The 21625-nt window shown below is 51.8% G+C and carries 17 protein-coding genes and 1 pseudogene; 13 read left to right on the top strand and 5 right to left on the bottom strand.

From position 1 onward, the window contains the following. The first annotated feature begins 2 nt into the window (after positions 1-2). Both ACMYSP_RS03670 and ACMYSP_RS03665 read left to right on the top strand, forming a co-directional pair. On the top strand, positions 3-1388 hold the full coding sequence (locus ACMYSP_RS03670) for an efflux transporter outer membrane subunit (RefSeq protein WP_434585625.1): 1386 nt from the start codon (positions 3-5) through the stop codon (positions 1386-1388). A 634-nt stretch (positions 1389-2022) separates the two neighbouring features. Further along, positions 2023-3654 carry a carbohydrate porin gene (locus tag ACMYSP_RS03665; RefSeq protein WP_434585624.1) on the top strand — a complete coding sequence of 544 codons (1632 nt, stop codon included), beginning with the start codon at positions 2023-2025 and terminating at the stop codon, positions 3652-3654. A 154-nt stretch (positions 3655-3808) separates the two neighbouring features. Here the strand turns inward: ACMYSP_RS03665 and ACMYSP_RS03660 are convergent, their stop codons facing one another. Continuing rightward, entirely contained in the window at positions 3809-4837 is a 1029-nt protein-coding gene (locus ACMYSP_RS03660) for an AraC family transcriptional regulator (RefSeq protein ID WP_434585623.1), read from the bottom strand. A 170-nt stretch (positions 4838-5007) separates the two neighbouring features. Between ACMYSP_RS03660 and ACMYSP_RS03655 the strand changes: the two are divergent. The 3 genes and pseudogenes from ACMYSP_RS03655 to ACMYSP_RS03645 form a co-directional block, all read left to right on the top strand. Then, positions 5008-5082, top strand: a pseudogene (locus tag ACMYSP_RS03655) (hypothetical protein); the annotation flags it as partial. A gap of 33 nt (positions 5083-5115) precedes the next feature. Next, entirely contained in the window at positions 5116-6417 is a 1302-nt protein-coding gene (locus ACMYSP_RS03650) for a PTS transporter subunit EIIC (protein WP_434587006.1), read from the top strand. Further along, complete coding sequence (locus ACMYSP_RS03645) at positions 6414-7877, top strand: glycoside hydrolase family 1 protein (RefSeq protein ID WP_434585622.1); 1464 nt, start codon at positions 6414-6416, stop codon at positions 7875-7877. Before ACMYSP_RS03650 ends, ACMYSP_RS03645 begins: the two co-directional genes overlap by 4 nt. 206 nt (positions 7878-8083) lie before the next feature. Here the strand turns inward: ACMYSP_RS03645 and ACMYSP_RS03640 are convergent, their stop codons facing one another. Beyond that, positions 8084-8296 carry a hypothetical protein gene (locus tag ACMYSP_RS03640; protein ID WP_434585621.1) on the bottom strand — a complete coding sequence of 71 codons (213 nt, stop codon included), beginning with the start codon at positions 8294-8296 and terminating at the stop codon, positions 8084-8086. Between the two features lie 222 nt (positions 8297-8518). Further along, positions 8519-9841, bottom strand: a complete 1323-nt coding sequence (locus ACMYSP_RS03635) for a PTS sugar transporter subunit IIC (protein WP_434585620.1) — start codon at positions 9839-9841, stop codon at positions 8519-8521. A gap of 527 nt (positions 9842-10368) precedes the next feature. Between ACMYSP_RS03635 and ACMYSP_RS03630 the strand changes: the two genes are divergently transcribed. From ACMYSP_RS03630 to ACMYSP_RS03600, 7 genes are all read left to right on the top strand, one after another. Then, complete coding sequence (locus ACMYSP_RS03630) at positions 10369-11706, top strand: maltoporin (RefSeq protein ID WP_434585619.1); 1338 nt, start codon at positions 10369-10371, stop codon at positions 11704-11706. An 11-nt stretch (positions 11707-11717) separates the two neighbouring features. Then, entirely contained in the window at positions 11718-13913 is a 2196-nt protein-coding gene (locus tag ACMYSP_RS03625) for a CBM35 domain-containing protein (protein ID WP_434585618.1), read from the top strand. A 148-nt stretch (positions 13914-14061) separates the two neighbouring features. Continuing rightward, positions 14062-15231 (top strand): mannose-6-phosphate isomerase, class I, encoded by a 1170-nt coding sequence (manA, locus tag ACMYSP_RS03620; RefSeq protein ID WP_434585617.1) that lies wholly within the window; start codon positions 14062-14064, stop codon positions 15229-15231. Between the two features lie 780 nt (positions 15232-16011). Then, the gene (locus tag ACMYSP_RS03615; protein ID WP_434585616.1) at positions 16012-16407 is read left to right on the top strand and encodes a hypothetical protein; all 396 of its coding nucleotides are present in this window, start codon (positions 16012-16014) and stop codon (positions 16405-16407) included. 102 nt (positions 16408-16509) lie between these two features. Further along, positions 16510-16791, top strand: a complete 282-nt coding sequence (locus ACMYSP_RS03610) for a hypothetical protein (RefSeq protein WP_434585615.1) — start codon at positions 16510-16512, stop codon at positions 16789-16791. A 359-nt stretch (positions 16792-17150) separates the two neighbouring features. Next, entirely contained in the window at positions 17151-17570 is a 420-nt protein-coding gene (locus tag ACMYSP_RS03605; RefSeq protein WP_434585614.1) for a translesion error-prone DNA polymerase V autoproteolytic subunit, read from the top strand. A gap of 2 nt (positions 17571-17572) precedes the next feature. After that, a complete protein-coding gene (locus ACMYSP_RS03600; protein ID WP_434585613.1) occupies positions 17573-18838 on the top strand; it encodes a Y-family DNA polymerase in 1266 nt (421 codons plus the stop codon). 101 nt (positions 18839-18939) lie between these two features. Here ACMYSP_RS03600 and ACMYSP_RS03595 read toward each other — a convergent pair whose 3' ends face one another. Next, positions 18940-19431: a cold-shock protein gene (locus tag ACMYSP_RS03595; RefSeq protein WP_154143332.1), complete on the bottom strand. Its 492-nt coding sequence runs from the start codon at positions 19429-19431 to the stop codon at positions 18940-18942. A 213-nt stretch (positions 19432-19644) separates the two neighbouring features. Then, positions 19645-20184 carry a DUF2058 domain-containing protein gene (locus tag ACMYSP_RS03590; protein WP_434585612.1) on the bottom strand — a complete coding sequence of 180 codons (540 nt, stop codon included), beginning with the start codon at positions 20182-20184 and terminating at the stop codon, positions 19645-19647. A 415-nt stretch (positions 20185-20599) separates the two neighbouring features. Here ACMYSP_RS03590 and ACMYSP_RS03585 point away from each other — a divergent pair, with 415 nt between their 5' ends. Then, positions 20600-21616, top strand: a complete 1017-nt coding sequence (locus ACMYSP_RS03585; RefSeq protein WP_434585611.1) for an iron ABC transporter substrate-binding protein — start codon at positions 20600-20602, stop codon at positions 21614-21616. Positions 21617-21625 lie beyond the last annotated feature (9 nt).

The raw sequence follows: 21625 nt of genomic DNA, 5'->3' as shown, positions 1-21625 counted from the left end.
CAATGAAAATGTCGTTATCGATAACGTCGACCCTTTGCCTGTTGGTGCTGGGCGGCTGTACCGTTGGCCCGGATTATCAGCGACCGACTATGGCGGTGCCGCTGCATTACAAAGAAGCTCGCCACTGGCAGCAGGCCACGCCGCGTGACGATCTCAGCAAGGGCACGTGGTGGGCGGTATATCACGACCCTGAACTGGACCGTCTGCTGCGTCAGGTCAGTATCTCTAACCAGAACGTGGCAAACTATGCCGCCCTGTATCGCCAAGCTAACGCGCTGGTTTCCGGGTCGCAGGCCGATCTGATGCCAACCGTCGGGTATGATGCCAGCACTACCCGGAGCAGCAGCCACAGCAGCGGGGGAAGAACCACCAGCAATACCCATCAGGCAGAACTCAGCGCCAGCTGGGAGCTGGATCTGTGGGGCAAGCTGCGGCACACCGTTGAAGAGAACCGTGCCAGCGCCGAGGCCAGCGCCGCTGAGCTTAACAACGTGACCCTCAGCGCCCAGTCCGAACTGGCGCAGGACTATTTCCAGCTGCGGATCATGGACGAAAAAATCGCCCTCAGCCAGCGCAGCATCGCCGCCTACGAACGCTATCTGACAGTGATAAATAATAAATACCAGGTGGGTAGCGAATCACGGGCCACCCAGGCACAGGCGCAGATGCAGTTAGAAAGCGCTCGCGCCTCGATGCAGGATTATCAGTGGCAGCGCGCCCAGCTGGAACATGCGATTGCGTTGTTGCTGGGGCTTGCCCCGGCTCAGTTCAGCCTGCCGGTGGCAAAACTCACTGCCACCTTGCCGGCGATCCCCGCGGCGATGCCTGCGCAGCTGCTGCAGCGGCGGCCGGATATCGCCGAAGCGGAACGCAACGTCGCGGCGGCCAATGCCGCGGTGGGGGTAGCGATTGCCGGTTATTATCCGGATCTCTCCTTAAGCGCCAGCGGCGGCGTCAGCGCCTCATCGCTGCAAAACCTGCTGTCGTTGCCGAACCGCGTCTGGTCGCTGGGGCCGTCGCTCAGCGGTACGCTGCTGGACTTCGGTGCAACGTCGTCGGAGGTCGAGCAGGCCCGCGCCGCCTATGATGCAAAAGTCGCCAGCTACCGGCAAACGGTGCTGGAAGGGCTACAGGAGGTGGAAGACTATTTGGTTGAACTCGATACCCTGCAGGGGGAGGTAGCCTCGCAGCAGCGTGCCGCCACCGCGGCCCAGACCTCGGCCAGCGTCACCCGCAACCAGTACGACGCGGGGATGATCGACTATCTCGATGTTGCCACTACCGAGAACAGCAGCCTGACCGAACAGCAAAGTCTGTTGTCGTTGCAAAGCACCCAGTGGACCGCAAGCGTGAAGCTGATTGCCGCCCTTGGCGGGAGCTGGGAATAACCCGCCCGCGAGGCGTGGCGGTGCAACCTCGCCGTGCCTCGCACGCCCCATCGACCATTATCGCTGGTCATTATCGACCGTTTCCTCTGATATACCCTCTGGCAGTCCTCGTCAGACAGCGCATGCGTTATTACTGTCCGTCACCCATCGGCCACTTATTATCACTATCAGCGTATTAAGCATATTCATATAGGACGTTCGCAATAGCGCAATTTTATAAATCATTTTCAATAGTCGATACCCCATCACGCGATCTTACTTTTTGCTATTGAAAGCTGCCCTTTGAGTATTGTTTCGCCTTTTGCAATAGATATACTCGGGCTTATAAGGTCGCGCCTTAATTTTACTCGGCAATATTGCAATATAAGTTATTGCAATGACGGGCGCGCCAGATATTAAGAGGATGGCATATGAATAGATGATGATGGTTGTTCTGTCTGGCATCGCACCCGGCGCGTTTTATTCGCACGAAAGGTATTCGGGTATGATTGCTATAAATTATTGCTATTTTCCCGCTGATAATAACTTCCCGCAATGATGGTAGCGCGTGGGGTTTTATTATCGCGACGGTCTTTTTACGCCTGATTTTCAGTGCTGGCAAATATAATCATACTTAGCTGACAGTGGAAACAATATGTCTTACACCAATAAATTCTTATTTTCTTCTTTTGTTATTATATTGCTGTCTGAGCACGCGGTTGCCGCTACATTAACGGTAGAGCAGCGTCTGGCTATTCTGGAAGAAAACCAGCAGCAATCCCAGAAGGTTATTTCACAGACTAAATCCGAGTTGCAAAACGCATTAAAAGAACTGGCTGAATATAAACGCAAAGAGGCGGCATTCGAGCCATTTATGCCCAAAGAAAAAGCGATTCACACCGCTAACGTAGACAGTCATGCCCAGGTCGCCAAACGCATGGCGCAAACCCAGGACGATCTCATGAAACCTGTGGCGCAGGATAAAGGCAAGAAAGCGGTGGCCGACATGGATATCGCTGAGCTTGCCAAAGCGATTCAGGACGATATCGGCTTCTCTTTCCACGGCTATTTCCGCACCGGATGGGGGACGGCGAGCAACGGCAGCCCGCAGAGTTGGGCGGTCGGGGCATTAGGCCGCTTTGGCAATGAGCATGGCAGCTGGTATGACTTAATGTTCGCGCAAAAGTTGTACGATCAGGATGGTCGTAGCGCCCGCGCGGTGGTGATGATGGACGGCAACGTGGGGGAGGCCTATGTGAAGGAACCCTTTGATTCCGATAGCGAAAACATGATGCAGTTTTCTGACATCTATCTGACAACCAAAGGGTTTATCCCGGCTATTCCTGAGGCCACGCTGTGGGTCGGGCGCCATAAACTGAAGGCCCAGGAATTCAAGATGCTCGACTTCTCCTACCACAAAGGGGCGATTGCCTCCGGGGTGGGGGTGGAAGATATTCCGCTCGGCGGAGGAACCCTCGCGGTGGGGTTGGGAAGGGAGGATCTGGATAATTATTCCAAGGATATGAGCAGTGTCCAGGAGGTCAATACCAATAGCCTCGATGTCCGCTTCCGTAATTATCCGATTAACCAGAATACCACCTATGATATTTATGGCCGCTATGCGATGGCGAATAAAAGCGACAGCCAGAGCGAGTCCCAAAACAGCGGTGAGTATTATAAGATGAAAGATGCCTGGCTCCTGACCGGCATTATTAATCATCAACAACCGCGCAAGGCGTTTACCGAATTAAGTGCCCAGGTGGCAAATAACTCGTTTGCCAGTAGTTTTTCGCGCCTGTATGACGCGAATGCCAACTATGGCGTTGGCCGTTATTATTATGGTGAACAGACCAATGGCATCGCCTGGCGGGTGGGGATGCAGGGGGAGTTTTATCCTACACCAGATGTTATTGTCGCCCACACCTTGCTGTACTCGTCGGGGCGTGATGTTTACAGCTATAACACCGGGGCGCATACCGCATTTCGTAGCCTGCGTGCCGTAGTCCGGCCTGCCTACATCTTTAATAAATATAATCAGTCAGGCGTTGAGCTGGGGTATTTTACCCAGACCAATAAAAACGACAATGTTGATAAGACGGAGTCAGGGGCAAAAGTGACGCTGTTCCATGAACTTAAACTGGGCACCAGCACATTCAGTTCGAATATGGATATTCGCTTCTATGCGACCTGGCTTAAAGTGATCAATAACCAGCTCGATGACTACACTTTTGACGACGATAAAAACAATCAGTTTAGCGTGGGGGTACAGACCGAGCTCTCCTGGTAACCGCCGCCAGGCGAGGTCGCCTCTCTCCGTCACTTTTCCCATGAGGACTGCAGGTTCACGGTGCGAACATCACCCCGCTAGCGGTGCGGTGATGTTCTTTTTGGCGTTGTCCTTGGCCATGCGGTGTTGGCTCCTTATGCTCAGGTTGGCTCCGCTAGCGATACTGGCTACTCTTTTTAGCGTTTGCATCGCTGGTGTGCTGATCACGATAGTGCTTTGGCGTGGTCGCGAAGTGCTCTTTGAATTTTTTATAGAAGGCATTCTTATTGTAGAAGCCCACCATTTCGGCGATGTCATGAATGGGATGGGCTGAGTTGGTCAGATAGGTCGCCGCGACTTTCATGCGCTGCAATAACTGGATTTCTTTAAAGGTTTTTCCGGTTTTTTCTTTAATCAGGTGTGAGAGATATTTTGGGTGGTAGTTGAAGTGCTCGGCCAGCGTGGTCAGGCTGCAGGTCAGGTGGTTCTTTTCGATATAGCTAATGATACTGATAATTTCCCCGGTCTTGTCCATGGAAAGCTGAATCAGCTGCCGGTCTTTGTTGGCATGGAAGATACGTAATAGCTCAATAAAGATAATCGACAGGTATGAGTCGATGAGTTCACGTGAATACAGACTGTTGCTGCCATATTCTTCAATGGTGTAGAGGAACAGTTCATGAATTTTTTGGCTGTTTTGTGTATTAAAAATCAGGTAATTATCGTGGGTCGTGGTGTTGGAGATGGCATTAAGAATAAACCCTGTCAGAATACTCTGCTGAGTCAGCCGGCTGAGGAAGTAATTTGAAAAGAAACTGTTGCTCAAACTGATGTTGATGACAATATCATTTTCCCCGGTGATTTTTTTACTGCGCACTACGTCAGTGTCAAATATACAAACATCATTCTCATTAAGGGTTATTTCTTTACCGTCGATCACATAGGTACAGGAGCCGGAGTAGATATAGTTCATATTGACATTGGTATGGATGTGTGGTGGTACCTGAGTGAAGCGTGAATCCTTGCTGATCTCTATCTCGGTCTGGCTGACCCGCGGATGTTCAAAGCGGTAAACCTGTTGGTCATTGATATTTATCTTATTGATAGTTTTGTATTTGTGGCTAAGCGCACCTGGATTATCAAGATAGAATTGCTCACTTTTCGTGATTTCGCGCAGCTGATCGTCGAGATTGTGGTTGTGCATCACATTACCTTACCTTTTGTCACTATGATCAATCCGTTTGAATATTGTTTATGTCCTGTTAATTCATATAATCGAAGATAATTCAGGGAAAAGCAATTTAAAACACAGCCGGATGTCAGTGATAAGAAAAATATATCGCCCATCAACACAATATTATTCGGAAGACAACGATGAATTATCAGCAGCTTGCTAAAGATATAATTGAAAGAATCGGTGGTCTAAATAACATCAAAGATGTAACCCATTGTGCAACGCGTTTGCGTTTTACGCTAAATACGATGGATCCAGTTGATAAAACAACGCTTTCGGCGTTACCTGGGGTTCTTGGTGCGGTCGAAAGCAGCGGTCAGTTTCAGGTGATCCTCGGGCAGCAGGTGGGGCATGTTTTTTCCGCCATTACACAATTAAAAAATACGATGAATCCCGCAGGATTTGCGGTTGACGGCCCCTCAGTGGCGATTAATAGCAGCACTCTGAAGAAAAAAGAAAACGGTATATCCAGCCTCCTTGGAATTATTTCGGGAATTTTTACGCCGATTCTCCCTGCCATCAGCGGGGCGGCAATGATAAAAACATTGCTTATTGTTCTGGTGATGCTTGGGGTGATGGATAAAACATCACAAACCAGTATGGTGCTGAATTTCGCGGCGGATACCACATTCTACTTTCTGCCGATTATGCTGGCTTATACCGCAGCGATGAAATTCAGCATGAACCCGTTTGTGGCGATGACGCTGGGCGGCATGCTGCTGCATCCCACCTTTACCGCGCTGGTGGCCTCGCATACGCCCATCAGTTTCCTCAATGTGCCGGTATCGCTGGTCCATTACGGCTCCACGGTTATCCCGATCATCCTGGTGGTATGGATTGCCTCGTGGGCGGAAAAGCTGGCTGAAAAACTCTCTCCGGGCGCGATCCTGTTCTTTATGAAACCGTTCCTGACCCTGTTAATCATGGTGCCCCTGGCGTTAACGGTCATCGCCCCCTTTGGTGATTACATCGGTAAAGCGCTGGGGGTTGGGATCTCCTACGTCAACGACCACTGCATCTGGCTGCTGCCTTTTATCATGGCGGTGTTCTCGCCGATTTTCATCATGACCGGGATGCACTATGCGGTCACCATGCCGATCACCTTCCAGTCCTTAGCGACCAATGGTTTCGACATGATTGGCGCGGGGTTCTTAGTCTCAAATATTGCGCAAGGTGCCGCCGCGCTGGCGGCTGCACGATTTGCGACAGATCGAGATTTTAAAGCGCTGGCTAACGGCGCCGGATTTACCGCATTACTAGGGATTACGGAACCGGCACTGTACGGCGTCAATTTGAAACTGAAGAAGCCTTTCTATGCCGTCTTACTCGCCGGGGGAATTGGCGGGCTGTTCGTCGGCATCATGGGCGTTAAGCGGATGACGCTGGCGCCGACAGGACTCACCACGCTGCCGGTCTTTATTGACCCTGGCAATAGCATGAATATTGTTTACGCCATTATGGGGGCCGCCATCAGCTTCTGCGCAGCGTATTTATTAACCACCGTATTAATGAAATATGAGTTAAGTCATAAAACAGGAGACATTAAGTGAAAACAGGTTTTGACGCGGATTTTTTATTTGGTGGTGCGATTTCAGCAGCGCAGGCCGATGGGGCATTTACAGCAGACGGGAAGGGCCTGGATACACAGAATATTCGTTATTTCGACCCCGCATGGAACCGCGCAGAGCGCGATCATAACCGTAATATTAATATGACCACGGCGCGTTTCAATGCGGCGCTGAAGGCGATTGAACCCGGGCACTATCCTTTTACCCGTGGTGTCGATTTTTATCATCGTTATCAGGATGATCTGGCGTTGATGGAAGAGATGGGGATGAAGGTTTTCCGCACGTCTATCGACTGGTCACGTATTTTTCCAGACGGTGATAACGAAACGCCTAACCACCAAGGGATTCAGTTTTATATCGACCTGTTTGACCAGTGCCACCAGCGCGGCATGAAAGTGTTTGCCACCATCCTGCACTACAATATCCCGCTGAACCTGGTGACTGAATATGGCGGCTGGAAAAACAGAAAGGTGGTGGACTTCTATCTGAAGTTTGTCCGGGTATTATTTGAATCCCTCGGGGATCGGGTCGATTTCTGGTTACCGTTCAATGAGATTAATGCCGGGAAATTTAACCCCTATAACGGCGTGTGCCTGATTAAGGATCAGGAAGAGGATTACGAGTCGGCGATTTTCCAGTGCCTGCATCACCAGTTTATTGCCAACGCGCTGACGATCAAACTGGCCCGCGAGATCCTGCCTGAAGCCAAAATTGGCGGCATGATCGCCCGCTTTACGACCTACCCGGCCACCTGTAAACCGGAAGATGTGCTGGAGACGTTGCATAAAGAGCAATACTCCAACTATTTCTACACCGATATTATGGTGCGAGGGGAGTACCCTGCCTATATGGCACGCTATTTCCACAACAACGGCATTGTCATTCAGAAAGCGCCCGGGGATGATGCGCTGTTGAAAGCATATACCATTGATTTCCTTAGTTTCTCCTATTACATGTCGATGGTGGCAACCACCGACAAAAACTGGGAAACCACCGGAGGCAATCTGGTCAGCGGCAACAAAAACCCGTACCTGAAGGCGAGCGACTGGGGCTGGCAAATTGACCCCATCGGCTTACGCATCACCTTAAACCAGTTTTACGACCGCTACCGTATCCCGCTGTTTATTGCCGAGAATGGCATTGGCGCGGAAGATGTGCTGGAACAGGACCTGGCTATCCACGACCCGTATCGTATTGCGTATCTGCGCGAGCACGTACAACAGATGAAAGAGGCGGTGATCGATGGCGTCGAGCTGATCGGATACACCATGTGGGGGATTATTGATATCGTCTCCTGCGGTACGATAGAGATGTCAAAACGTTATGGCGTCATCTATGTCGATCTGGATGACCAGGGCAACGGCAGCCTGCGTCGCTATAAGAAAGACTCGTTCTTCTGGTACCAGAAATGTATTGCCTCTCACGGCGAAGACCTTAGCTAAGCGGCATTCACCCCAAAGCGGCAGAGCGGTTCTGCTGCTTTGTCGGATGGTGAGGCCGGTGCAGCGGGGGCTGGTGGACAATAAATTATAGTTGCCCCGACGCACGCTCCGGCACGGGGGGCATGCTGGCGGGCGGGGCAGTGTTTCCACGATTCAGCGGCGGTGCGGGTGACCCCAGGCACAGTCTCTGTGACATGGCATGTTTTTCATTTTTGCTGTTTAACCGTCTTCGTCGGTGGGCAGCTGTCGGTACCCTGCATAATGACTTTTTCATTTTGCGCGCCGGTACCATAGATGCAAATTTTACCCTCATCGGTCTGGACTTCTTCCTTGAGTGGCAAAATAACGTCCTGAGCAATGGCATTGCATGACATCGCCGCAATAAACGCGAGGGTTGTCACTGCTAACGTTGGTTTCATCGGTTTTCTCCTGAGGTAAATCTCATCTTGAGATCTTCTGCATAATCATAGTGTAAGGGGATATCTGGTTTTATGGTGGTGTGACGACTGCTGAGCAGAACGGGTGACCACGTTCTGCAACAAAGAGAGGCAAAAGCCTCTCTTTGAATGGGGGTGACGAACGGGATGAGCGGATGCTGCTGACGGTATCTATTGTGTGTCGCATCCATCATCCCGCTTTTGTTACGTGCGCTGAGCTGACGCTTCAGCCTGGGCGAGCGCATTTTTGTGCTCTTGTGCCAGCAGCTGTTTTTCGTATGCCTTCAGGAAAGGCAGGTACATTGCGGCTGATGTCGCCATACATATCAGGCACATAATGACAGGGCTAATGCTCCAGTTCGCGGCCCAGGAGGCGCCAATTGGGGCCGGCGTTGTCCATGGCGTCATGGAAACCACCCGGCTGACTAAGTCGAAGTCCAGAGCAAACCAGGCGAGCGTGGCGTTGACCATCGGCACCAGTACGAAAGGCATAAAGAACAGCGGGTTCATAATGATCGGCGCACCAAACAGAATAGGTTCGTTGATATTAAATAAGCCCGGCACCACGCCCATACGGCCAATCGTGCGCAGGTGGATAGCCTTGCTGCGCAGCAGCAGGAACGCTAGCGGTAAGGTGGATCCCACACCGCCAATCAACAGATAGTGATCCCAGAAACCCTGCACATAAATGTGCGGGATCGCCGAACCTGCCGCCATCGCGGTCTGGTTAACGGAGAGGTTCGCCATCCAGAACGGGTTCATGATCCCAGTGACAATTAAGGCACCGTGGATACCGGCAAACCACAGTACCTGGCAGACCAGCACCGAGAGCAGAACGGCCGGCAGCGTATCGGAGGCGGCGACCAGCGGTTTCACCAGCGACATGATCGCTTCCGGAATAATCATCCCCAACTGTGCTTCGATAAACAGGTTCAGCGGGTGCAGGGTCAGCACGACTGCCAGCACCGGGATCAGGATTTCGAACGATCGTGCCACCCCGGCCGGGACTTCAGGCGGCAGGCGAATGGTGATGTTATGCCGTTTCAGGAAGGCATACAGCTCGGTGGAGTAAATCGCCACCAGGATGGCGGTGAAGATCCCCTGGCCCGAAAAGTAGGCCGTGGAAATATGACCATCCTTGAGTGGGGCGGCCACCAGCAGGAAGGCCATGAGCGACAGTATGCCGGCGGTCAGTGAATCGAGATTGTGATGTTTTGCCAGGCTGGCGGCAATGCCGACAGAAATGAACAGGGTCATGACCCCCATGCTGAAATTAAACGGCAGCATGAGCGCATCGCGATGGGTCAGAGAAAATTGCAGCCACGCTTGCGCAAATCCCCAGGTGGTATCCGGTGAGAACGGCGGAAAAATAAAAACCAGCATAAAGGAGCCGACGATCATAAACGGCAGGGCAGTAATAAAGCCGTCGCGGATCGAGGTGACATATTTCTGCTGCCCGACCGCGCCGGCCATCGGGGTAATTTTCTGTTCAATGACGTTAATGAGTTTCGAATACAGAGCGCTCATCGCTTTTCCCTTGTTATTTGTTATCTATCAGGGACAGGACATCACCGAGAACTGCCCCTCGTTTCTGCCTGTCAGCACCCATCATGTGATGGGCATCTACCGTGATGCCCTGTGTATCGTTCTGTTTGGGCAGGTCACGTTATGTCTTCACCCCTTTTTCACCCGCAGCCTGGCAGGTATCCCGGCAGAGCAGCACCCAGGATCTTTTCCATCACAATGCCTTCACTGGCTGGTCTGGACTATAGCTATTGCGAGATGTAACGGAAAGCGCTTTCCGTCAGTGGATGGGTTAATTGTGATTAAGATCACCAGAAATAATGAATTGCGTACAGTCTGCTGCCATTAATAACGAATGTAAGCATTTTTATGTGATTTCAATCACGAAAATATTCTTTTTTATCTCGGATGTGTGATTTGAACCGGTAAATATGGAAAGCGCTTTCCGTTTGGGGATATACATTTCCTTTTTTGAGCCGTACATTTCCACTGCAACGTTAAGCAGTGCAAATAATAAACAAAGGGATCATATGAGAAAGCTAATTAAATCAATACCTCTGTCCTTGATCGCCGTAACGGTAATGAGCAGCTACGCCAGCGCAGATGATAAATACGATTTTCAACTGCACGGGTACATGCGTTCCGGGATTCTGGCTAACAGCGACGGAAACCGTGCTAACTCCGTGGGGTTAATGCCGGATGGCAAATGGCGTCTTGGTAACGAAGAAGACACCAAAATTGAACTGATTCCGACGGTGACGCTGAAATCAGATACCGGTGCGGTCGCCCGTATTCAGGCCAACCTGACGCACCAGACCAAATGTACCGCTGACTGGAACTGTCGCGATGACGACGGTCATGACGTTCAGTTCCGTGAAGGTTTTGCTGAACTCAGCAACCTCGATTTTGCTCCGGACGTCACCTTCTGGGCCGGTAAGCGCTACAGCAGCTCCAACACCTCCAGCCACCAGTTTGACTGGGAGTACATCCAGTACAACGGGACCGGCGGCGGTTTTGACAATATGGACCTCGGGTTCGCCCGTTTTGATGCCGGGGTTTATGCCTTCTCGCCAACGGATGAAACGGATGCCTACCCGGTTGATCAGGGTGACAAGGGCTATCCGGACGATTATTCCCTTAACCTGTGGTTCAAGAAAATTGGTGGCACCGGCCTGGACCTTGAATTTATCGGTCACCATATGAACCGCAACGAAAACCATCCGACGGCGGCAGAAAAAGGCTACGGCTTTACTGGCGTGTACAACTTTGATGGTTTCTATGGCCTGACCGGCGGGTATTCCCGCATTGCCTTCCAGTACGGTAAAGGGCTGGCCGCCGCTGACTCGCTGGGTAAAAACGGCTGGGGCTGGGCGAACCTTGAAGATACCCAATCCTGGCGTGTGGTCCTCGATAACCTGGCGACGATGGGCGATCTGGAAATCTCTACCTTCGCGTTCTACCAGAAAGACAAAAATTACCGCTGGTGGACCAGCGATGAAAATGGCTGGGGGCGTTCCATGTGGGTCGCCGGTATTCGACCTTACCACCAGATTACCAAGAACTTCGCCATGCAGTACGAGCTGGGTTATGAGTATCTCGACGACAAAAACTACATGGGGGTCGATGGTAAAGGTAAGGGCGGGCTGACCAAAGTGACCATCGCGCCAACGCTGACCTTTGATTCCGGGTTCTGGGCGCGTCCGCAGCTACGCTTCTTCGTCACTTATGCCAAGTGGGATAAGGGCGTATCTGATGCGCTTGATGGTAGCTACGACTGGAGCACCGGCAGCATCACCTCGGGCAGTTATACCCGCTCGGGGAGTTCTGACACCCTGAATTTTGGTATTCAGGCTGAAGTCTGGTTCTAAGGAGAAGAACAATGTTTATCCCCGTAAAAAAAATCCTGTTGGTTTCACTGCTGTCAGCACTGGGATGTGCTGGCGCAATGGCGGCGGAACAGTCGCATTTTGAACACTTCATCACCCGTGATGGCGCGCAACTGAAAGATGGCAATCACCTCTTCCGTTTTGCCGGGATCCATGCGCCGGAACTGCATCGCATCGAAGACGATGCGCGTGGAACCTGTAAAGCTGACCCCCGGGGATGGGGGCAGTACTTTAAGTGGCCCACCGCTGACGAGCAGGAAAACTGGATCAAGGCGATGGTAAAAACGGGTGCGAAGGCACAGCGTGTTTATGTGCTCTCCGTGCAGCAGGAAAATGACAAAGCCTGTGGTCGCGAAACGCATATCCTTGCGCCCGAAACGCCTGACGGTATGCCACGGCTGAACGAAACGGCGATGAAGGTGTACGACAACATGATTGCCGAAGCGGACAAGCAGGGCTTAAGGCTGATTCTGCCGTTTATCGACCACTGGTGGTGGTGGGGCGGGCGTGAGCAGCTGGCGGCGTTTTACCATGAAAAACCAGAAGATTTTTATCGTACAGACAGCAAAACCTATAAAGCGTATCAGGACATTATTCGTCAGGTGATTACGCGCGTTAACAGCGTTACGGGTCGTCACTATTACGATGAAAAGGCCATCATGGCCTGGGAAACGGGTAATGAACTGGAAGATACCAATGCGAGCTTCCTTAAAGAGACCGCCGCCTGGATCCGCAAATGGGCTCCGCATCAGCTGATTGTCGACGGAACCTATAAAAAGATTAATGATTTTTCCATCAACGATCCTAACGTCGACATCGTCAGTAACCACTACTACACCAACGCGGGCAACAACCATCCCGACCAGGTACGCAAAGATCTGGAGGCCATCGGCGGTAAAAAGGTTTACCTGGTCGGCGAGTTTGGTCTGCTGGACCACAAAGAGCTGAACAACATCATGCAGTCTATCGTGCATACCGATGTTAATGGGGCACAGGCGGCTGGTGGCTTTATCTGGGGATTCCGTGGACATCGTCATGACGGCGGATTCTACTGGCACAAAGAGTATACCGGCCACTATAGCTACCATCTGCCGGGCTTCCCGGTAGAAGGTAAAGCTAACCAGGAAATGGACGTGGTCAATCTGGTGCGCAATGCGTCCGCGCAGATGGCCGGTCTGAGCACCGCGCCTGCGCTTCCCGTACCGGAAGCACCGAAGCTGAGAGCGACGGATTCACCTTTTGCTATCAACTGGATGGGGGCGCCGGTCGGTCGTTATTACGATATCGAGCGGGCCACCAGCGCCAAAGGGCCGTGGAAAGTGGTCGGGAAGGATGTCTCTGATGGGGTCAATGAGTGGGATCCGTCAAAAATGGCGCTCTTCCGTGATGACTACAGCAGCCTGCAATTAGGGAAAACCTACTACTACCGCGTCATTGCGAAGAACGAAAGCGGTGCGTCAGCGCCCTCTAACGTTATCAGCGTTAAACACACCCAGCAAAACCTGGCGCCGGTGGTGACGTTGAGTGACGCCCTGACCACCACTCAGGATAAAGGCGTTCCGCTCGTTGCCACATGGAGTGACGACGATCTCCCTGCGCGCCACGTCACGGTGGCGTGGAGTACCGGTGGTAACGACAAGGCGCATGTGTGTGACAGCAGCAAAGCCGAAACCCGGGCCTGGTTCTCCGCTCCTGGCGAGTACGACCTGACCTTTACCGCCAACGATGGCCTGCTGAAGGCGAGCAAAACGGTGAAGGTGTCGGTCAGTGAACCTGCTGGCAAGCTGCCTGCCGATTATTGCAAATTTGGCAGCGAGGTCCTGGATGTTAAACAGGGTGAGCTGAACGTCGTGAAAAGCAGTGAAAACCAGCTGGCTATTGCTGACGATGGCTTCCTGGGACCTTTTGCCAATGATGGCGATAAGGTGACGTGGAAGGTGAGCGCCCCCTGGGAAGGCAAATACGCCCTGCATGTGAAGTTCAATGCGAAGTGGGGAGGTAAGAAAAACTCCTTCGTGGTTAACGACGGAACGCCGATCGGCATTGAGTTCCCGCAGACGGATGAAAAAGGCCAGCAGCTCGTCGTGCCTGTCACCCTGAAGGCCGGTGAAAACGTGGTGAGCTTCGGTAAGTTTTCAGGCGACTGGGGCTATATGTTTATTCAATCTATTGCCGTGACTGCTGAGTAATGGCTTTGGCTGCGTCCATTGGGCGCAGCATTTTTTTATCAGGAGGGGTTATGACCCGGTTCCCATTGCACGATAACGCCCCGTTCTGGTTTTCAGAACGGGCATCCCGTCCTCGCTTCATCCCCGGTGTATTGATTAAGGTGGCCTTATGACTCAGGTATTTTACCGTCTGCGCAACAACATTAAGAACTATGCCTGGGGTAGCCGGACTGCTCTGAATACACTCTTTCATGTGCCGAACCCTGACGATCAGCCGCAGGCCGAAATGTGGATGGGAACGCATCCGGCGGGATGCTCTGAGGTGGAGTGTGGGCAAAGCGCCAGGTCGCTGCAGACCTTAATTGCAGAGGATTTGGCCGCCATGCTGGGCGAACATGCCGCCATGCGCTTCGGGCAGCTTCCTTTTTTGTTGAAATTCCTTGCCGCCGACAGCGCGCTGTCTATTCAGGTGCACCCCAATAAAAGGCAGGCGGAAGCCGGTTTTGCCCGGCAGGGGAACCAACCGGGAGAAGCCTATAATGACGACAATCATAAACCTGAGCTGGTGTATGCCCTGACGCCATTTATGGCCATGAATGGCTTTCGCCCCTATCAGGAGATTGTGAACCATTTTCTGCGGCTCAATGCGCCCGAGCTGACCGGGGCGCTGACCGAACTGCGTAGCAATATGACCGCCGACGGCTTGATGCATTTTTTCCTCAGCCTGATGCAGCTGGATCCGGCGCAGCGCGAAAGCGTACTGGCTCGCTTGTCCGAATGCATTGATAACGGAGGCCTCAGTCATCTGACTCCGTTTATTACCCGGCTTCAGCGCGACTATCCAGGCGATATCGGCACTCTGGCTCCCCTGTTTTTGCACTGCATTACGCTTAACCCCGGCGAAGCGATGTTCCTGTGGGCCGGCACGCTGCACGCCTACGTGAGCGGAACCGCGGTTGAAGTGATGGCCTGCTCCGATAACGTGCTTCGGGCCGGGTTGACGCCCAAAAATATCAATCTGGCAGAGCTGGTAAAATGCACGGTATTTACGCAGACGCAGGCCGACAGCCTTAAAATGAGCGCCGAGAGCGTCGACGTGACGCATCGCTACCCGATCCCTGTGGAGGATTTTCAGTTCAGCATTATCGACCGCTGCCAGCAAAAAATCATCCCGGTCACCAGCGCGCAAATACTGCTGGTATTACAAGGCACGGCGACCCTGTGTCACCCTTGCGGTGACACGCTCACGCTCTCTGCCGGGCAGTCTGCTTTTATCCCGTTTTTGGCGCAGGGATACCAATTGTCCCTGGAGGGAAAATGTTGCCTCGTGAGCTATTAACGGCGGCGTGAATCTGCCGGCATTTATTTTAGCCTTTATGCTTCATCCTTAACCTTTCATCTTTATCCCTCATTCCGGACAGACCTGTCCGGTTTTGGCCACACTGCCGTAGGCGGTGCTGGCCTGTTTTTAATCGTGTTATATCAATAACCCCAAACAGCGGTCGTGGCAGTGAATAATAATAGGCTGCATTTAATTAGCGTGGTAAATATCATGCGCTCATAGGATTCGTCTTAAATAAATACAGAGGGAAGCTTTTTTAACGGTGATTATTAAGAAAATGTAATGATTTCGGCCGCCAGCGTGGAAAGATATTTAAAGCATTAAAATAAAAATAACAAAATAATCGATGTAATATTATCAAGTTAATAACAAAAAAAGCGGCATGTGGTTTAACTTCTTTTAAAACAATGAGTTAAAACAGAGTTTTCAGCCAGGTCTGACCTCTTTTCTTGTTTTGCTATGTCAAATAAGATGCGGTTGTCCAACATAGTCTGTTGAATAAATTCGCCGGGTTTGCAACGGTACTGGTCAGATTAAAAATAAAATAAGACAGGGTTAAAAATGAAAAAGAGAGCAATAGCAGTGATGGGGGTGATGGTCAGTTCATTATTTCTTTCGGGGTGTGTCATCGCGCCCGCAAAGGAGGGGCACCGTCACCATCATGCAGACAAGATGATTACGCGCGACGGGGTTTCTTTGCCGGACTGCGAAACCTTACCTGATGCCAGTCAGGCCGATAATGGCTCGCGTTGTTGGTACCGTTGAAAGGGTCAGTAAATGAAAGCGAAATATATTATCAGTGTGGCGCTGGTTGCTGGCTCATTGTTTCAGCCGGTATTTGCGATCAGCGAAGCTTATCGCGCACAGCTGGAACGTTCAGGATGTACTCAAGTGAGTGACGCAAATGGTACATGCCATGTCGGGCGCGCCTCGCACCAGTATCAGGACGCGGACAACCCTAAGCGCAACGCCACACGCGAAGCTGCAGAAGATATTGCACACGATCTCGATGCCAATATTGCCGGGATGTATCAGGGGCAGGCCGTCGATTTTATGGAAGAGGAAGGCTGGCATTCCATCAATGACGAACATACCCGCTGGAAAAAATCAGGCTTCACGGTGGCGTTTGATATGACCACCTCCGGGAGATTAGCCGGAGTCACGGTGCAATAAAAAATGCGGCCGTGAATGGTGACACAGGGATGTGATATCTCGACTGTGTATTTAACGTGAGTGTTTATACTCGAACGATCACGAGTATATTGAGAAAATATCATGTCTGAGGAAGTGAAGATAAAAAGAACGCTTCTCGGGAAAATATTTCTATGGCTGTTTATTGCATTTTGTATCTGGTTTATCTATTTCACCCTGGATGAAGGGGTATTCCTTTTTAGTGAAATGAATAATGGTGTGTCAATTGAAATGTTTTCAACAGAGCTTTCTATCGTGCTGGTGATTACGGTGGTGCTATTTATTTTGGGGGCGGCGATCGGTTTTTTGGCGTGGCTGACGCGGCCGACGGCAGAGCAGGAGTCCCGGGATCATTTTTGGTCGTGAACGATACTAACGCTGTTTAAGGGGGACAGTGCAGCGTGAGTACAGGGCGCGGATCAACATAGCGCCGTGATGATGAGGCGAGACTATAACGATTATCCTGTTAACCCGGTTAGCAGGATGATTCGCGTCGGCGGCGATCCTGCTGGCTCGTCAGATCTGCGGTCATCCGGCCCGTCTGGTGGTCCCGTCGCTTACTTCCTCAGCAGTCAGTCAGGCACCCGCGCAGCAGTAAGATTTTTCTCGCCAATAGCATCAATATGTTACGTCTGTCTGGGAAATTGATAGTCGTAGCCTATATTGACCTGTCGACTTGATAAAACTACTGTATATATAATCAGTATTTATTTGGTGGGTTTATCATGAAGTTTTACACGCCAGCCGAGCTGCACCAGATAGCTCCGCTCCCTTTATTCAGTGACGTTGTGCAGTGCGGCTTTCCCAGCCCGGCGCAGGATTATGTCGAAAAACGCATCGACTTAAACGATCTGTTGATTAGCCACCCCAGCGCGACCTATTTTGTGAAAGCCGCAGGGGACAGCATGATTGACGGTGGCATCGGAGAGGGCGATCTGCTGATCGTCGACAGCTCACGCAAGGCCGCACATGGCGATATTGTGATTGCTGCGGTGGACGGAGAGTTTACGGTCAAGAAATTGCAGCTCTGGCCGCTGGTACAGCTGAATCCGATGAACAGCGCCTATTCCCCGATCCTCGTTGGTAGTGAAGAGACTCTCAATGTCTTTGGCGTTGTCACCTACATCATTAAATCTGCAGGCTGAATATGTTTGCGCTCTGTGATGTTAACGCGTTTTATGCCAGTTGCGAGACGGTTTTCAGGCCGGACTTAAGCGGCCGACCGGTGGTGGTGCTGTCAAATAACGACGGCTGCGTGATCGCCCGTTCTGCCGAAGCGAAGCCATTTGTGAAGATGGGCGAGCCGTACTTTAAACAAAAAGATCAGCTCCGCCGACATGGCGTTATCTGCTTTAGCAGCAATTATGAGCTCTACGCGGACATGTCGAACCGGGTCATGACGACGCTGGAAGAGCTGTCTCCGCGCTGTGAAATTTACAGCATCGATGAGGCCTTCTGCGATCTTACCGGGGTGCGTAACTGCCGCGAACTGAGTGACTTTGGCCGGGAAATTCGTGAAACGATAGGGCGCAGGACCCATCTCACCGTCGGCGTCGGCATCGCCCAGACTAAAACCCTGGCCAAGCTGGCCAACCATGCGGCAAAACAGTGGCAGCAGCAAACGGGCGGCGTGGTGGATTTATCGAACCGGGAGCGCCAGAGAAAACTGATGGCCCGCCTGCCCGTCGGGGAAGTGTGGGGCGTCGGCCGCCGCATCAGTACAAAGCTCGAGACTATGGGGATCAAAACCGTCCTGCAACTTGCGGATACCGATATCCGTTTTATCCGCAAACATTTCAACGTGATCCTTGAGCGAACGGTGAGAGAGTTGCGCGGTGAACCTTGTCTGGCGCTGGAAGAGTTTGTGCCACTGAAACAGGAGATTATCTGCAGCCGATCGTTCGGCAGCTATATCACGGCGTATCCCGAGATGCATCAGGCGATATGCAGCTACGCGTCGCGTGCCGCAGAGAAACTCCGCGCCGAGCATCAGTACTGCCGGTTTATTTCGATGTTTATCAAAACCAGCCCCTTTGCGCAGAACAGCCCCCATTACAGTAACAGCGCGTCGGTAAAGCTGCTCACGCCGACGCAGGACAGCCGGGATATTATTGCGGCGGCCATCCGCGCACTGGACTCGGTCTGGAAAGAGGGGCATCGCTACCAGAAAGCCGGGGTTATGCTGGGGGATTTTTACAGCCAGGGGATCGCTCAGCTCAATCTTTTCGACGACAACGCGCCGCGCAAAAACAGCGAGAAACTGATGGCGGTACTGGACGCTCTGAATGCGAAAAACGGGAGAGGTGCGCTCTATTTTGCCGGGCAGGGGATACAGACCGGATGGCAGATGAAACGTGACATGCTTTCCCCGCGCTACACTACCCGCTATAGCGATCTGCTGCAGGTGCGCTGAAGGGCCATGCCGTCATGGCGGTGGAGAGAAGCGTAGTGTCTGCGGGCGGATGATGTCGCCATCCGGCGCAGGACGCGCCCGGGATGGCGGCACAGAAACCGTTAACGGTTTAAGTTTTTGAGCAGTTTGACGGTCTCTTCGATGTCAATCTCATCTTCCGAGAAGATAAGGGTCGTGCCCTGGAAGGTGGTGATCGCCAGCTTTTTCAGCGAACGCATCTCGCCCGGCTTCGCGGCGGATTTGGGTCTGATATTTCCCATCAGCATCCCCACCGACAGTACCGCATTCTCTTTATCAACAGAGGCATCGGCCGGGACTTCTTCGCTGTACACGAGGTAAGACTTGATCGAGGTGATCTTCAGGCGCTCGCCGGCAATATAGAGATTTTTGCTCTCCGGGACGACCTTCACCGCATAAGCGGACAAGCCTTTATTATTGGTGGTGGGTTCAAAGGTCACCGCCGCATCTTTCTTAATCAGGTCAGGGTTGGCGACCTTAATCACATGAAAATAACGGTTATCACCGTTTTCATCTTTGATAAATCCAAAACCTTTATCTTTAAACCAGGTTGTGATCGTGCCATTCATCGCCATTATCGCCTACTTAATCGTTTATCTACTCAGTTTTTGCAGCGCGCAGTGTAAAGCACAATGCCTGCGCAGACCACGCCTTTGGCTTAAGTCTGGACGATAAATTTGTGCTGCGCGAGTGGCTAACGGCGAAGAGTGGGGCCGCCAGCCGTTGTTTTGTTGATTTTGACCCGCCGGGGTTGCTAGATGGCTGGCAGAGCGCTCAGCCATCGCCTGTTACCACATCAAATCATCAGGAATTTTAAAATCAGCGTACGGATCGTCTTCATCCTGCGCTTCCTGAGTCAGGTCGCTATTGAACACAATGCTGTTGGCGTCACGCTGGGCAATCTTATCGGCCACGCTGGCAGGGATAATCGCGTATGCGCTCTCGCCATTGGCGTCAGTGGTCAGGCGCGCGATGGCAAGCCGGCCATTGGTGAGCTGCGCCTGGGTCAGTTTGTCCACCATCATCTGCTTGATTAAGTTACCGTCGGTGAAGTTAAACGTAATATTGCCCTTTGAAACGGTGATGCGGTTCATTTCAATAAGCTGTTTTACCTGCGCTTTATACTCTTTCGATAACGTCGCCTGCTTTTGTTGTTCACTCAGCAGCTTGTCGCGCTCAAGTTGTGACTGCTTATTTTCAGCGACCGCCGCACGGGCCTCACGGGCCTGAACGCGTGATTTTTTCGCCGTTCTCTGGACCTTAGCCGCCTTCTTGCTGGTGACTAATCCTGCTTTGAGCATCTGTTCTTGTAAGGTAAGTTTTGTCATCGTCGCTTCTGAACCCGTTGAATAATGCAGGGGATTATACCTGCAATTTTGACAGCTGTAACAGGTTCCAGCCAACGAACCTGCGCTGTGGCTGCCTGCCAGGCCTGTCGATCGCCACCGTGCTCAGGGGGACAGGACGATGCAGAATTGCGCGTGGACGGCGATAATTGTTATCGCGATCATATTTTTTCATTCTGCTGATAATAAATAATATCGTCTTAAGGTTATTTTAACCTTTCCTTTTTCTTATTTTGAAATAAAGCATTTTCAGATAATCAAATTATTAAGCACGGTATATTTAACTGTTTTCTTTTTATGGGAATTGTTTTCATTATCATTCCCATTTCACTGTGTTTTAATCCTTTTCGGCCAGGCTATCGGCGGCCATTTATTCAAACATACTAAGGATTAGCATATGAATTTTCGCCTGTCGTCCTACTGCTCCGTCGCGCTTGTCGCCTCATCGTTATATCTTGCCCCTCAGGCCATGGCGGCTGACAGCGCTGAAGGCATCGTGGTGTATAACGCCCAGCATGAAAACCTGGTGAAGTCGTGGGTAGATGGTTTCACCAAAGAAACCGGCATTAAAGTGACCCTGCGTAACGGTGGCGACAGCGAGCTGGGAAATCAACTGGTGCAGGAAGGGAGCGCGTCGCCGGCCGATGTCTTCCTGACGGAAAACTCCCCGTCGATGGTGCTGGTCGATAACGCGAAATTGTTTGCCCCTCTTGATGCCGACACCTTAAAACAGGTGGCGCCGGAATATCGTCCTGCCCACGGCCGCTGGATTGGCATCGCGGCACGCAGTACCGTTTTTGTCTATAACCCGGAAAAAATCAGTGAGTCTCAACTGCCTCATTCGCTGATGGACCTGGCGAAACCAGAATGGAAAGGGCGCTGGGCCGCATCCCCGTCAGGTGCCGACTTCCAGGCCATCGTCAGTGCGATGCTTGCGCTGAAAGGCGAGAAAGCCACGCTCGACTGGCTCAAAGCGATGAAGGCGAATTTCGTGGCCTATAAAGGCAACAGCACGGTCATGAAAGCCGTGAACGCCGGGCAGATTGATGGCGGCGTGATTTACCACTATTACCGCTTTGTCGATCAGGCAAAAACCGGTGAAAACAGCAAAAATACCAAACTGTATTACTTTAAACATCAGGACCCGGGTGCCTTTGTCAGCATCTCCGGCGGTGGTGTTCTGGCGTCCAGCAAACACAAAGAGCAGGCTCAGGCCTTTATCAAGTGGATCACCGGTAAACAGGGTCAGGATGAGCTGCGAACCAATAATGCATTTGAATATGCCGTGGGCGTCAATGCAGCATCGAACCCGAAACTGACGCCGCTGAACGCGCTGGATGCACCGAAAGTTGAACCTTCTTCGCTGAACAGTAAAAAAGTTATCGACCTGATGACGCAAGCTGGCCTGCTGTAATCCCCGGTG

This window comes from Klebsiella sp. R390, from assembly GCF_051131745.1.
GTDB lineage: Bacteria > Pseudomonadota > Gammaproteobacteria > Enterobacterales > Enterobacteriaceae > Klebsiella.
This window is presented reverse-complemented; position numbering and strand designations above follow the sequence as displayed.